This is a genomic window from Bacillus sp. 3255 (assembly GCF_031456485.1).
Taxonomy (GTDB): Bacteria; Bacillota; Bacilli; order Paenibacillales; family NBRC-103111; genus Paenibacillus_E.
In genome coordinates this window covers 178926-193396 of sequence record NZ_JAVDUS010000005.1, presented here as the reverse complement: position 1 = coordinate 193396, position 14471 = coordinate 178926, and the positions used below count along the sequence as shown (strand labels likewise).

The window sequence follows — 14471 nt, the reverse complement described above, 5'->3', positions numbered from 1 at the left end:
GTACGCGTTAATACTGTCAAGTCCGTCACCTCTTCCTTAGACATGTACTGGCATTGCACGGGAGGAGAAGTTGATCGCTTCGAGCATATTCACAAGCGCTCTTACCGTATCAAGCGATGTCATACATACCACACCGTTTTCCACCGCTTCACGGCGAATACGGAAGCCGTCGCGTTCAGGCGTTTTGCCTTTAGTCAATGTGTTCACGACGAACTGGGCTTCTCCGCTGCGGATCAGATCCAGAATGTTCGGCGAACCTTCGCTCAGCTTGTGCACCGTGGTTACCGGCAGGCCAGCTTCTTGAATCGCTGTCGCCGTACCGCCCGTTGCGATAATTTTGTATCCAAGACGGTAGAAGCCTTTGAGAATCTCAATCGCTTCTTCTTTATCTTTGTCAGCCACAGTCACGACGACGGAACCTGCAGCAGGAATTTTCATGCCTGCACCGATCAAACCTTTGTAGAGCGCCTTGGCGAAATTCGTATCGCGGCCCATAACCTCGCCCGTCGACTTCATTTCCGGTCCAAGCGTCGTATCGACGCGGCGCAGCTTCGCGAAGGAGAATACCGGCACTTTCACCGACACATAGCTGTCTTCCGGCCATAGACCGCTTTGGTAGCCCATGTCGGCAAGCTTTTGCCCCATAATGACGCGAGTCGCCACATTCGCCATCGGAATGTTCGTAACTTTGCTCAAGAACGGCACTGTACGGGAAGAACGCGGGTTAACCTCGATCACGTACACTTGATCGTTATGAATAACGAACTGAATGTTGACCAAGCCCACAACGTTCAGTTCAAGACCGATTTTCGTTGTGATTTCAACGATTTGCGCTTTGATCGCATCGGAGATCGATTGCGGCGGGTAGACGGCGATGGAGTCGCCGGAGTGAACCCCTGCACGCTCAACGTGCTCCATGATGCCCGGAATCAGCACGGTTTCTTTGTCACAGATCGCGTCAACCTCTACCTCTTTGCCCAGCATGTAACGGTCAATGAGGACCGGATGCTCCGGGTTGATTTTGACCGCATACTCCATGTAGCTAAGCAGTTCTTGGTCGGAGTAGACGATTTCCATTGCGCGTCCGCCAAGGACGTACGATGGACGAACGATAACCGGATAGCCGAATTTGGCCGCTGTTCCGACAGCATCGTTCACCGATGTTACCGTTCCGCCCGGTGGTTGAGCGATGGACAGCTTGCTGAGCAGCGCTTCGAATTTCTTGCGATCCTCGGCCGTATCGATGCTCTCCAGATCGGATCCCAGAATGCGAACACCGGCTTTGGCCAGCGGAGCTGCCAGGTTAATCGCCGTTTGTCCGCCGAACTGAACGATAACCCCAATCGGATTCTCGCGTTCGATCACGTTCATCACATCTTCGAAGAAGAGCGGCTCGAAATACAAGCGGTCGGATGTGTTGAAGTCCGTAGATACAGTTTCAGGGTTGTTGTTGATAATAACGGCTTCGTAACCTGCCGCCTGAATCGCCCATACCGCGTGCACCGTGGAGTAGTCGAATTCAATCCCTTGTCCGATCCGGATCGGGCCGGACCCGAGCACGACGACTTTCTCTTTGGTCGTTTCCGTTACTTCATCTTCTTGCTCATACGTGGAGTAGTAGTACGGCGTCGAGGCTTCGAATTCGGCTGCGCAAGTATCAACCATTTTGTAAACCGGCTTAATGTTATGTTTCAAACGGAACGCTCTGACATCCGCTTCATTAATGAAGCTGGAGCATCCGGCAAGTGTGCGGATTTCGGCAACGGCGCGGTCTGTAAAGCCTTTGCGTTTAATCTCGAAGATCAGTTCTGCAGTCAGTTCGCCAGCCGCAATCTCTTTCTCGAACTTGATGAGGCCGTCTAGCTTATTCAGGAACCACCAGTCGATCTTCGTCAAGCTCTGGAGCTGCTCTACCGTATAACCTCTGCGGTACGCTTCAGCCAGCAAGAACAGGCGCTCGTCGTCCGGCTTTTGCAGACGCAGTTCCAATGTCTCTTTATCCAGCTGATCCGTTTCTTTCAGGAAGAGACGGTGAACGCCGATCTCCAACGAACGAACCGCTTTATGAATGGACTCTTCGAACGTACGGCCGATCGCCATGACTTCTCCAGTCGCTTTCATTTGTGTGCCGAGCTTGCGGTTAGCCGCTGTAAACTTATCGAACGGCCAGCGCGGAATTTTCGAAACGATATAATCAAGCGCAGGCTCGAAGCATGCATACGTTTGACCGGTTACCGGATTCATGATTTCGTCCAATGTGTAGCCGATGGCAATTTTAGCCGCCATTTTGGCAATCGGATAGCCCGTCGCTTTGGAGGCAAGCGCCGAGGAGCGGCTTACACGCGGGTTAACCTCGATGACATAGTATTGGAAGCTGTGCGGATCAAGCGCATATTGTACGTTACAACCGCCTTCGATGTTCAAGGCGCGAATGATTTTCAAGGAGGCGGAACGCAGCATTTGATACTCGCGGTCCGACAACGTTTGGCTCGGCGCTACAACGATACTGTCGCCCGTATGTACGCCAACCGGGTCAAAGTTCTCCATATTACACACGACGATACAGTTGTCGTTCGCGTCACGCATAACCTCATACTCGACTTCTTTCATGCCGGCGATGCTGCGCTCAACGAGACATTGTCCGATCGGGCTGTAGCGAAGTCCGGAAGCGACGATTTCCGTCAGCTCTTCCATAGTGTTACAAATACCGCCGCCAGTACCGCCGAGCGTGTAAGCCGGGCGAACGATAATCGGGAAGCCGATTTCGTTAGCGAATTCAACCGCTTGAGCAACCGTCGTGACGATAACGCTATCCGGCACAGGCTGTTCTAATTCTCTCATCAAATCTCTGAACAGGTCGCGGTCTTCCGCTTTCTCGATCGCGGTAAGCTGCGTTCCCAGCAGCTTCACGTTCTCCGCTTCAAGCACGCCTGCACGCGCTAGCTCAACAGCCATGTTCAGACCCGTTTGACCGCCTAGTGTCGGCAGCAAGCCGTCAGGACGTTCTTGGCGAATGATTTGTGTTACGAATTCAAGAGTGATCGGTTCGATATATACTTTGTCGGCCATGTTCGTGTCCGTCATGATCGTCGCCGGGTTGGAGTTGATCAGGATGACTTCCATGCCTTCTTCTTTCAATGCTTGGCAAGCTTGTGTTCCCGCGTAGTCGAATTCGGCGGCTTGCCCGATGACGATCGGACCGGAACCGATAACGAGGATCTTTTTGAGTGTATTATTTTTTGGCATAAAGCAGTTCCTCCTTCACAGATGTCGTTGCCGTGGACGCTTTCCACTGAGCGAGCATTTGCGCTTGGCGCGGCTGCTGCGGGTTATCGCGTTTGTGCTGACGAATCAGCTCGACGAATTCATCGAACAAGTAGCTGGAATCAAAAGGTCCAGGCGCGGCTTCCGGATGGTATTGAACCGAGAACGCAGGGAATTTCTTATGTTTCAAGCCTTCGATGGTACGGTCGTTATTATTGATGTGGGTGACTTCCAGTTCGGTACCCACGATGGACTCTTCCTTCACCGTGTAACCATGGTTCTGAGAGGTGATGTAGCAGCGGCCCGTAGCCAGTTCTTTCACAGGGTGATTGCCGCCGCGGTGGCCGAACTTCAATTTGTCGGTGTCAGCGCCGCAAGCAAGTGCGAACAGCTGGTGACCCAAGCAAATCCCGAACAACGGGATGTCGCCAAGCAGGCCTTTGATCATCTCAACTGCGTGAGGCACGTCTTTCGGATCCCCAGGGCCGTTGGACAGCAGCACGCCGTCCGGTGCCAAGCGGCGGATTTGCTCCGCAGTCGCATCTTGAGGCACAACGACGACGTCGCAGTCGCGTTTGCTCAGATCGCGGATAATACCGCTTTTCGCGCCGAAATCGACGAGCACGATGCGCTCTTTATGTCCAGGCGCGCCGTACACGCTTTTGGTGGATACGCGGCTAACTTGGTCTGTCATAAGCGGCGTGCCGCGCAAAATTTCCGTCAATTCCGCAACGGATTTATTGGAAGTCGTCAGCAAGCTTTTCATGACGCCGTGGTGGCGGATTTTGCGAGTCAGCATCCGCGTGTCAATCCCGGAGATACCTACGATGCCGTATTCTTTCAGCAAGGAGCCCAGCGTATATTGCGCTCTCCAGTTACTTGGGATTTCTTCATGCTCGCGCACGACGAAGCCATGAATGAATGGGCGTACGGATTCAAAATCGTCCCGAATCACACCGTAGTTACCCACCAACGGGTACGTCATCGTAACGATTTGGCCGCAGTAGGATGGATCCGAGAGAACCTCCTGATAGCCTGTAATCCCCGTGTTGAATACGACCTCGCCGACGGACTCTCCTTCACTACCGAACGATTTTCCTGTAAAAAGCGTACCGTCTTCCAGCAACAATCTTGCCTGCATGTATGTTCAGCTCCTTCACTATTGTCAAACGATTCTCACGAACCGCAGGTGTCATGTCCTCAATTTGTAGACTTGCACTGCATAAAAAATTATCTTTTTGTATAAATATACACGAAAATTCACTCGCCGTATAGAGACTGGATTTGCCGATTTTATGAATAAACGATCTTGCCCGAAGCGATCGTGACAACCGGCCAGCCTTTCAGCTTCCAACCGATGAACGGCGTATTTTTGCTGCGGGATACGATCTCTTCTTTCCGAACCTCTTGCTCCGTCTCCAAATCGACGATCGTGATGTCCGCAACGCTGCCAACCTCCAAAGTTCCGTATGGAAGTCCGAATACGTCAGCCGGCTTCTTCGTCATGCGGTCAACGAGGAATCCGAGCGTCCACTTGCCTGTCAGCACGAATTGCGTGTACAGCAAGGAGAAAGCCGTCTCGAAGCCGAGAATGCCGAATGGCGCAAGCATCATGCCTTTGGCCTTCTCTTCTTCCGAATGCGGGGCATGGTCCGTAACGATGATGTCGATCGTGCCGTCTTCCAGTCCTTCGATGACCGCTTGCACATCGCGCGGCGTGCGCAGCGGCGGGTTCATCTTCCAGTTCGCGTCCAGTCCTGGAATATCTTCGTCCGAGAGCACCAGATGGTGCGGACATACCTCGGCGGTCACTTTAATTCCGAACTGCTTCGCGTGACGGATCAGACGCACCGATTGCTCTGTGGAGACGTGGCATACATGGTAATGAACGCCCGTCGCTTCCGCAAGCAGCACGTCGCGGCCAACATGAATCGCCTCCGACTCGTTCGGGATCCCCTTCAAGCCATGCTTCTTGGAGAAGGAGCCTTCCGTTACCGGCGCTCCGACGACAAGCGTATCATCCTCGCAGTGCGCGATGATCGGCATGCCGATCGATGCAGCCAGCGCCATCGCATCCTTCATCATTTGCGCACTTTGTACGCCGACGCCGTCATCCGTGTAGCCGATGACGCCCGCTTCTTTCAGGCCGGCGAAGTCCGTCAATTCCCGGCCCAGCTCGTTCTTCGTGATCGTGCCGTAAGGCAGTACGCGGATCACGCCTTCTGTGGCCGCTTTATCCAATATGTAATTCACTGTATCAACCGTATCGATTACCGGTCTCGTATTCGGCATGCAGGCGATTGTCGTGAAACCGCCTCTTGCCGCGGAGCGAGTCCCCGTCGCGATATTTTCTTTATGTTCGAAGCCAGGCTCCCGCAAATGGACATGCATATCGATGAAGCCCGGAGCTACCAATTTGCCTGCCGCATCGATCACTTCATGGCCTTCGGTTTGCGGCGCCGCAACTTCGGCAGCATCCAGAACCTGTGCGATTTTATCGTTCTCAACTAGAATGTGTTTTGTGGCCTGTACGTTATTTGCATCAACGGTAAGTCCGTTTAGAATCCAAATGCCCATTGTGGTGAAATCCCCCTGTTCTATGATAGAGCTCGTTCGATGACGGCCATTCGAATCGGCACACCGTGAGCGATTTGCGTGAAAATTTTCGATTTCTCATGTTCAACCAGCTCGTCATCGAGCTCGACATTGCGGTTAACCGGCGCCGGGTGCATGATGATCGCGTGAGGCGCCATCCGGCTTGCCCGCTCCGCCGTCAGACCGTACTGCTCGCGGTATTCTTCCGCTGAGCGAAGCAGGCCTGTGTCGTGCCGTTCAAGCTGCACGCGCAGCATCATGACGACATCCGCTTTCAGCGCTTCGTCGAAGGAGACATACGACGCGAACTCCGCCAGTTCCGGAGCCTGCATGCTGGCTGGCGCGCAGAACTGCACTTTCGCTCCCAATGTGAGCAGTCCCCACAGGTTGGAGCGCGCCACGCGGCTGTGCAGGATGTCTCCGACGATGGAGACTGTCAGCCCTTTGATGCTGCCGAATTGCTTGCGCATCGTATAGAAGTCGAGCAGCGCTTGCGTCGGATGCTCGTTGTTGCCGTCGCCCGCGTTGATGAGCGGGATGCGGATCTTCTCGGCGAGCTCCTGGAGAACGCCGTTCGGCTTCAGGCGGATGACCCCTGCGTCGATGCCCATCGATTCCAGCGTCCGCACCGTGTCGTAGATGGACTCGCCTTTCTGGACGCTGGACTCCGCAGCGGAGAAGTTAAGCACATCCGCTCCCAAACGCTTTTGCGCCAGTTCGAAGGAAAACCGGGTTCTTGTACTATTCTCAAAAAACAGGTTGGACACGAATTTGCCATGGAACTGGTTCGTCACCTTCGTCGGAAACTGCTCCCAGTGGGCCGCCCGATCCAAAATGCTTGTGATCTCCCCTGCGCTGACACCTTTCAATCCCAGAAAATGCTTCGTTTGTGTACTCACTGTGCTCACTCCTGTTTCCCCCTCTGTTGAAGTATAATGACGCCGTCCTTGTTGTCGATTTCCGTTAGCAGCACTTCAATGCTTTCGCTCTTGGAGGTAGGCACGTTCTTGCCTACATAGTCGGGGCGGATCGGCAGCTCGCGATGCCCTCTGTCTACGAGTACGGCCAGCTGGATCATTTGCGGTCTGCCCAGATCGATCAGAGCGTCCATCGCAGCCCGCACGGTGCGCCCTGTGTACAGCACATCATCGAAAAGAATGATTTTGCGGTCTTGAATCTGAATGTGTCCGCCTTCCTGAACGTTCAGCGCGGATTTCACCTTTACCCTGTCATCCCGGTAAGAGGTAATGTCGATCTCGCCGACCGGAACCGGCACGCCCTCGATCTCCTTGATGCGTTCGGCGACACGTTTCGCCAAATAAATACCGCGGGTCCGAATCCCAATTAGGGTACAATTTTCTACCCCCTTATTCTTTTCCAGTATCTCATGCGCAATCCGCGTTAGCGCCCGACGAATTCCCATTTCGTCGATAATCGTGTGTTCGGCTGTTTCGTTCAATTGGTTCGCCTCCTAACAATTGTTCGTAGGAAAACTTGCAGCGTGAGCATCGGCTGGTCGTATGAAGCCAAAAAACTCCTTGCCCAAATTCGGCAAGGAGTTAAGTGTGCATGAAGATACAAAGCGGGGCATAAGGATGCACGCACCCCTATACTTGTACATACACTGAATCCGCGATCCTGTGTATCCCGTCTTTACTCATCGACTACCTTGCCAGCCTCTCTGGACTGTTTTTAAAGGTACATATGTAATTAAAAGAATTATGCCATTTTCGACACGATAAGTCAATATCAGTTCCAACATTTTTTGAGTATAAACTTTTCCATGTGTTATAATTTACATATAAATAGAATAAGCAGCCTGTTGCCCAACAATCGCTAAGGAGGAACTCATGTTTAAACTTTTCAGGCTATTGAAACCTTACAGAGTCTCAGTCGCAGCCATCATCGTTCTAATGCTAGCACAGTCTCTGGCTCAGCTGTACCTCCCTACGCTGCTCTCAGACATCGTCGATGTCGGTGTCTTGAAAGGAGATGTCCCCTACATCCTCCTATATGGAGCATACATGCTGCTCGTAGCGATGGGCGCTATGGCCTGCGTCATTGTCGCCAGCTATTTGCTGGCCAAGACAGCGACAGGATTCGGCAGGGATCTGCGCCGCAAGCTGTTCAGCCATGTCGAAAGCTTCTCGCTCCACGAGTTTGACAAGCTCGGCACCTCCTCCCTCATCACGAGGACAACGAACGATATCGCGCAAGTCCAGCAGGTGATCGTCATGATGCGGATGTTCATCGGCGCACCGACGATGCTGATCGGCGGCGTCATCATGGCGACCTATAAGGACACCCATCTGGCGCTTGTGCTGATCGCCGTCATTCCTATCCTTATTCTTGCGATCATCGGCATTATGCGCAAAGGCCTTCCTTTATTTAAAGTTTTGCAGGTGAAAATCGACGGCATCAATCTCGTGCTTCGCGAGCACTTGACCGGCATTCGCGTCATTCGGGCATTCAACCGCTCAGGTCATGAGAAAAGCAAGTTCGAGAAAGCGAATCTGGATTACACGCAGACGGCGATCAAAGTGAATACGCTGATGGCGACGATGATGCCCATTATGATGCTCGTTTTCAATCTGGGGATCGTCGTCATTCTATGGTACGGCGGGTTACGGATCGATCAGAATCAGATGCAGATCGGCGACCTGATGGCCTTCATCCAGTATGCGATGCAGATTATGTTTTCTATGTTCATGATGACGATGATTTTCATGATGATTCCGAGAGCGTCGGCTTCTTCGGTTCGTATTCTGGAGATTCTGGGCTTACAATCTACGATCCTTGAAGCGGAAGCCGCGCCAAGTCCTGCTCTCCATCAACCGGCAGCCATTGAGTTTCATCATGTTACTTTCCGCTACCCCGGCGCCGAGCAGCCGGCGATCCGCGACATTTCGTTCCGCGCCGAGCCTGGCGAGGTGACGGCCATTATCGGCGGCACAGGCTCCGGCAAATCGACGCTGATTCATCTGCTGCTTCGCTTCTACGATGTCGATACAGGTGCGATCACGATCGACGGGCAGCCGCTGCCGCAGCTGCCGCTCGAAAGCTTGCGGCAGCGCATCGGGTATGTGCCGCAGAAGGCGGCGCTATTCTCCGGCACGGTTGCCGACAACATCCGTTTCGGCTGCGAGTCGGCGACGGACGCCGAAATCGCGCAAGCCGCCGAGACCGCACAAGCCGCCGGCTTCATCGCCGAATTGAAAGACGGCTATCAATCCGTGCTCAGCCAAGGGGGAGCGAATTTATCCGGCGGCCAGAAGCAGCGGTTGGCGATAGCCCGGGCGCTCGCACGGAAACCGGATATCTATGTCTTCGATGACAGCTTCTCCGCGCTTGATTTCAAAACAGACGCCAAGCTGCGTGCGGCTTTGAAAGCCGAAACGGAACAAGCTACGAAGATCATCGTAGCGCAGCGCGTCAGTACAATTCTTGATGCCAACCGCATCATTGTGCTCGAGGATGGCCGCATTGCCGGCATCGGCACGCATGAGGAGCTGCTTCAATCTTGCAGCGTTTATCAAGAAATCGTAGCTTCCCAGCTGTCAGAGGAGGAAATCGCATGAGCAACCAATCCAGAAACCAGCGGCCTTCCTCCCCAGGGGTAAACCCCGGGCACTTCGGACGCGGAGGCATGGGCGCTATGGGCATGCCCGTCCAGAAAGCCAAAGATTTCAAAGGAACACTGCGCCGCCTCTCCGGTTACATGAAGCCTTACAAATTTTCCATTACGTCGGTATTTATCGCCGCCGTGTTAAGCACCGTATTCAGTATCATCAGCCCGAAGCTCATGGGCAATGCAACGACCATGCTCTATGAAGGCTCCATGGCCAAGCTGAAAGGAATCCCCGGCGCCAAGATCGATTTCGACGCTTTGCTTCACATCGTTCTGATCCTGGCTGCGCTCTATGTGATCAGCTCCATCTTAACGTTCATCCAGCAGCGCATCATGGTCGGCGTAACCCAGCAAATCGTCTTCCATCTGCGCAAAGATATTAGCGAGAAGTTGACCCGGGTACCCTTATCTTTCTTCGACGCCCGCAGTCACGGCGACACGATGAGCCGGGCTACGAACGACGTAGACACGATCTCCTCCACCATGCAGCAGAGCTTGACGCAGCTGATTACCTCCATCGTGACTCTGGTAGGGATCATTATCATGATGCTGACGATCTCGCCTTTGCTAACGCTGGTTACGATTATCACTCTCCCGCTAAGCATCATGGGGACGAAGCTGATCGCTTCCAAGTCGCAGAAATTTTTCATCGGCCAACAAAGAACGTTAGGTGAATTGAACGGCCACGTAGAGGAAATGTACACCGGGCACACGATTGTGAAGGCATTCGGCCGGGAGCAGCAATCCATCGAGAAATTCAACGAAATCAACGATCGGCTGTATCATTCCGGCTGGAAAGCGCAGTTCATCTCAGGCATGATCTTCCCCCTCATGTCCTTCATCGGGAATATCGGGTATGTGCTGGTCAGTGTGATCGGCGGGGTCATGGTCACGCATAACGCAATCAAAATCGGCGATATATTGGCTTTCATCCAATATTCCGGACAGTTCGGCATGCCGATTACCCAGGTGGCCAACATTGCGAACGTCATTCAATCGACCATCGCGGCAGCGGAACGCATTTTCGAGCTGCTCGATGAGCCTGAAGAAGTACCGGAGGAGCCGCATGCGAAACCCGCCGCAATGGTTCGCGGACATGTGCGGTTCGACCATGTCGCCTTCTCCTATAAGCCGGACGCACCGCTGATTGAGGATATGAACATCGATGTGAAGCCGGGGCAGACGGTTGCCATCGTCGGTCCGACCGGCGCAGGCAAAACAACGATCGTCAACCTGCTGATGCGCTTCTATGAATTGAATGGAGGCACCATTTCCATTGACGGCATTGATTCGCGCCTCATGGCCCGGAGTCAACTCCGCGGGCTGTTCGGCATGGTGCTTCAAGATACGTGGCTGTTCAATGGCACGATTCGCGACAATATTGCTTACGGTCGTGCTGGCGCCACGGAAGATGAGATCGTGAACGCGGCACGCGCCGCTTATGCGGACCATTTTATTCGCACACTGCCGGATGGTTACAATACGATTTTGAATGAAGAAGCTTCCAACCTATCCCACGGCCAAAAGCAGCTGCTCACTATCGCGAGGGCGATTCTGGCGGATCCGGCCATCCTCATTCTGGATGAAGCGACCTCATCCGTCGATACGCGGACTGAGGTATCCATTCAGCGTGCAATGAATCATTTGATGGAGAATCGCACAAGCTTCGTCATTGCGCACCGCCTCTCGACGATCCGGGAAGCCGATCTGATTCTGGTGATGAATCACGGTAGCGTCATCGAACAGGGCACGCATGAGCAGCTTCTGGAGCAGCGAGGCTTCTACGCCGATCTGTATAACAGCCAATTTGCGACGAAAGCTGTCTAAACTTGTAGTGAATATATTGGCTCTCCTGCTGGCTTTCTGCTAATATAGGAGAGTCAATCAAATTTTTGAAGGAGATGTCACCATGTCTGAAATGAACACGATGGAAATTATTCAATTTATCCGCGACAGCAAAAAGAAAACCCCTGTCAAAGTATACGTAAAAGGAAACCTGGACGGCCTTGCGTTCGGCGAAGGCAGCCAAGCGTTCATCTCCGGCGGAAGCGGCGTCGTTTTCGGCGAGTGGAGCGAAATTGCGCCTGTATTGGATGCGAATAAAGATAAAGTGGTTGATTATGTCGTTGAATCCGACCGCCGTAACTCCGCAATCCCTACGCTGGATCTGAAACCGATCAACGCGCGTATCGAACCGGGCGCCGTTATTCGTGATAAAGTACATATCGGCGATAACGCCGTCATCATGATGGGTGCGCTCATCAACATCGGTGCTTCCGTCGGCGACGGCACGATGATCGATATGAACGCCGTTCTTGGCGGCCGCGCCCAAATCGGCAAAATGTGCCACATCGGCGCAGGCGCAGTTGTTGCCGGCGTTATCGAGCCTCCGTCAGCTCAACCTTGCGTGGTTGAAGATGACGTGCTTATCGGCGCGAATGCAGTTGTTCTCGAAGGCGTACGCATCGGACAAGGTTCCGTCGTTGCCGCAGGCGCTGTCGTAACGCAAGACGTTGAGCCTTTCACAGTCGTTGCAGGCGCTCCTGCCCGTGTAATTAAGAAAGTCGACGACAAAACAAAATCCAAAACGGAAATCCTGGCGGATCTGCGTAAGCTGTAAGAGGCGCAGGAGGAGATCGTGATGCTGAGCCCTTTTGCCCTACTGCGGCGCAAGCTGCATCAAATCCCGGAGCCGGGCTTTCAGGAGTTCAAAACGCAGAAGCTGCTGCTTGACGAGTTAAGCAAGTTGCCTCAAGATAGAATGTCGATACGCACATGGCGTACCGGCATTCTTGTCTATATCCGCGGTTTGAATCCTTCGCAGCGCTTCGGTTACCGCGCTGATATGGACGGGCTGCCGATTCCGGAGGATACGGGACTCCCGTTTCCTTCCGAGCATCCCGGCTATATGCATGCCTGCGGGCATGATTTTCATATGGCGATCGGCATGGGCGTCGTATCGCACTTTGTTCATCACCCGATGAAGGATGATCTGGTTGTGTTGTTTCAGCCTGCGGAGGAAGGTCCCGGCGGCGCGCTGCCGATGCTCGGGGCCGAGGAATTCCAGGACTGGAAGCCCGATCAGATGGTGGCGCTGCACATCGCCCCGGAATACCCGGTCGGCACCATTGCGACACGGCCTGAGATTCTATTCGCGAACACGTCCGAACTATTCATCGATCTGCACGGCAAGGGTGGCCACGCGGCGTATCCGCACCGCGCGAACGATATGATCATCGCGGCGGCGCAAATGGTCGGCCAGCTGCAGACGATAGTCTCGCGCAATGTGAATCCGCTTGACGCTGCCGTCGTCACGATCGGCAAGCTGGAAGCCGGCACGAAGCAGAACATCATCGCGGAGAATGCGCGGCTGGAAGGCACGATCCGCACCTTGTCCGCAGACTCCATGCGGCAGGTGAAGCAGCGGATCGAAGCGATCACAGCCGGCATCGAGGCTTCATTTGACTGCAAGGCCACGATTGATTACGGCTCGAATTACATGCAGGTCTTCAATACGCCTGCATTGACCCGCGAATTCATGGACTGGCTGCAGGATCGGGATCAGGTAACGCTCGTCGAGTGCACGGAAGCAATGACCGGCGAAGACTTCGGCTACTTCTTGGAGCAGATTCCGGGCTTCATGTTCTGGCTTGGCGTCGATACGCCTCACGGCCTGCACCACGCGAAGCTGAACCCGGATGAACGTGCCATTGACGTCGCTATCGATACCATAACTGATTACCTGACGTTTAAATCGAATCAATAACAAAAAAACCTCCAATCCCACGTTCCACGTGGATTCGGAGGTTTTTTACCATTTATGCCAGTTTGCCGATAAAACGTTCTAACCGGTTCAGCGACTCTTCCAGCACTTCTTGCGAATACGCATAGGAAATTCGAATGTACCCTTCGCCATAGGACGTGAAGGCGTCCCCTGGCACTACGGCAACATGTTCTTCCTCCAGCAGCCTCATGGCGAACTCCTGTGACGGAAGGCCGAATTTGGCGATCGACGGGAATAAATAGAATGCGCCGTCAGGCTTTTCCAACTCCAAGCCCATAGCCGTCAATCGGTTATAGACGTAGTCGCGGCGCTCCTCATATTCTTTACGCATCGGCAGCGCATCATCGATCCCGGCCGTCAAAGCTTCCAAGGCTGCATACTGGCTCACAGAGCTGGCACAGGTCACATTGTATTGGTGGACCTTGACCATATGCTGCGTAATACTCGCAGGCGCCATAGTGAAGCCGATCCGCCACCCTGTCATGGCATGAGATTTGGATAATCCGTTGATGACGATCGTTTGCTCCCGCAGCTTGCCCATGTTCGCAATGGAGTGATGTTTGACGCCATAGACCAGCTCACTGTAGATTTCATCGGATAGCACGAACAGCTCCCGATCTTCCAACAAGCGAGCCAGATCCGTGAGCTCCTCCTGCGTCAGAACTTGTCCTGTAGGATTCGATGGATAACATAAGATGACACAACGCGTCTTATCCGTTAAATAGGGTGCCAGCAAATCTGCGGTTAATTTCAGACCGTTCGATCTCGTGTCCACGTAGACAGGAACTCCGCCCGCCAACCGGATCAATGGCTCATAGCCCGGATAGATCGGAGCCGGCAGTATCACTTCCGCCCCCGGCGTTAGAATCGTACGGAGCGTGATGTCGACAGCCTGGCTGGCTCCGGCAGTCACGATAATTTCGTCCGCCGCCCGGTACGTTTGCCCATATTTCACATTGACAAAATGAGAAACGGCCTCCCGCAGCTCCAACAAGCCCGGATTTTGCGTGTAGACGGTTTTGTTTTGATCCAGCGCCTTCTGCCCCGCTTCAATGATATGCCGCGGCGTCGGGAAGTCCGGCTGCCCGATCGTCAAAGTTAACGCCCCTGGAATGGCGGCAACCAGATTGGAAATTTTCCGGATGCCCGAAATCTGTATATCTTTCACTTGTGGATTGATTAAATGTTCCAAGTGATTCA

10 protein-coding genes are annotated in these 14471 nt (G+C 53.6%); 4 read left to right on the top strand and 6 right to left on the bottom strand.

Going from position 1 to position 14471, the window contains the following annotated elements; translation table 11 throughout:
* Window positions 1-36: 36 nt before the first annotated feature.
* From carB to pyrR, 5 genes are all read right to left on the bottom strand, one after another.
* Complete coding sequence (carB, locus tag J2X61_RS09595) at window positions 37-3246, bottom strand: carbamoyl-phosphate synthase large subunit (RefSeq protein WP_274471040.1); 3210 nt, start codon at window positions 3244-3246, stop codon at window positions 37-39.
* Window positions 3233-4405, bottom strand: coding sequence for a glutamine-hydrolyzing carbamoyl-phosphate synthase small subunit (gene carA / locus J2X61_RS09590; protein ID WP_274471039.1), 1173 nt, complete (start codon window positions 4403-4405; stop codon window positions 3233-3235). The genes carB and carA overlap by 14 nt, the downstream gene beginning before the upstream one ends.
* A gap of 152 nt (window positions 4406-4557) precedes the next feature.
* Window positions 4558-5841 (bottom strand): dihydroorotase, encoded by a 1284-nt coding sequence (locus J2X61_RS09585; RefSeq protein WP_310187542.1) that lies wholly within the window; start codon window positions 5839-5841, stop codon window positions 4558-4560.
* Window positions 5842-5861: 20 nt separating this feature from the next.
* Window positions 5862-6758 (bottom strand): aspartate carbamoyltransferase catalytic subunit, encoded by an 897-nt coding sequence (locus J2X61_RS09580; protein WP_396135424.1) that lies wholly within the window; start codon window positions 6756-6758, stop codon window positions 5862-5864.
* 5 nt (window positions 6759-6763) lie between these two features.
* On the bottom strand, window positions 6764-7282 hold the full coding sequence (gene pyrR / locus J2X61_RS09575) for a bifunctional pyr operon transcriptional regulator/uracil phosphoribosyltransferase PyrR (RefSeq protein ID WP_379240623.1): 519 nt from the start codon (window positions 7280-7282) through the stop codon (window positions 6764-6766).
* A gap of 427 nt (window positions 7283-7709) precedes the next feature.
* Between pyrR and J2X61_RS09570 the strand changes: the two genes are divergently transcribed.
* The 4 genes from J2X61_RS09570 (at window position 7710) to J2X61_RS09555 (ending at window position 13253) form a co-directional block, all read left to right on the top strand.
* Window positions 7710-9437, top strand: coding sequence for an ABC transporter ATP-binding protein (locus tag J2X61_RS09570; protein ID WP_274471029.1), 1728 nt, complete (start codon window positions 7710-7712; stop codon window positions 9435-9437).
* Entirely contained in the window at window positions 9434-11314 is a 1881-nt protein-coding gene (locus J2X61_RS09565) for an ABC transporter ATP-binding protein (protein WP_310187537.1), read from the top strand. Before J2X61_RS09570 ends, J2X61_RS09565 begins: the two co-directional genes overlap by 4 nt.
* 82 nt (window positions 11315-11396) lie before the next feature.
* Complete coding sequence (gene dapD / locus J2X61_RS09560; protein WP_310187535.1) at window positions 11397-12107, top strand: 2,3,4,5-tetrahydropyridine-2,6-dicarboxylate N-acetyltransferase; 711 nt, start codon at window positions 11397-11399, stop codon at window positions 12105-12107.
* Between the two features lie 21 nt (window positions 12108-12128).
* The gene (locus J2X61_RS09555) at window positions 12129-13253 is read left to right on the top strand and encodes an N-acetyldiaminopimelate deacetylase (protein ID WP_274471024.1); all 1125 of its coding nucleotides are present in this window, start codon (window positions 12129-12131) and stop codon (window positions 13251-13253) included.
* Window positions 13254-13305: 52 nt separating this feature from the next.
* Here the strand turns inward: J2X61_RS09555 and J2X61_RS09550 are convergent, their stop codons facing one another.
* Window positions 13306-14463 carry an aminotransferase A gene (locus tag J2X61_RS09550; protein ID WP_310187533.1) on the bottom strand — a complete coding sequence of 386 codons (1158 nt, stop codon included), beginning with the start codon at window positions 14461-14463 and terminating at the stop codon, window positions 13306-13308.
* Window positions 14464-14471: the final 8 nt, after the last annotated feature.

Bases quoted from the DNA above. Each gene is read 5' to 3' on its own strand.
- carB (WP_274471040.1), bottom strand. From the start codon at position 3,246: ATGCCAAAAAATAATACACTCAAAAAGATCCTCGTTATCGGTTCCGGT.
- carA (WP_274471039.1), bottom strand. From the start codon at position 4,405: ATGCAGGCAAGATTGTTGCTGGAAGACGGTACGCTTTTTACAGGAAAA.
- J2X61_RS09585 (WP_310187542.1), bottom strand. From the start codon at position 5,841: ATGGGCATTTGGATTCTAAACGGACTTACCGTTGATGCAAATAACGTA.
- pyrR (WP_379240623.1), bottom strand. From the start codon at position 7,282: ATGGGAATTCGTCGGGCGCTAACGCGGATTGCGCATGAGATACTGGAA.
- J2X61_RS09570 (WP_274471029.1), top strand. From the start codon at position 7,710: ATGTTTAAACTTTTCAGGCTATTGAAACCTTACAGAGTCTCAGTCGCA.
- J2X61_RS09565 (WP_310187537.1), top strand. From the start codon at position 9,434: ATGAGCAACCAATCCAGAAACCAGCGGCCTTCCTCCCCAGGGGTAAAC.
- dapD (WP_310187535.1), top strand. From the start codon at position 11,397: ATGTCTGAAATGAACACGATGGAAATTATTCAATTTATCCGCGACAGC.
- J2X61_RS09555 (WP_274471024.1), top strand. From the start codon at position 12,129: ATGCTGAGCCCTTTTGCCCTACTGCGGCGCAAGCTGCATCAAATCCCG.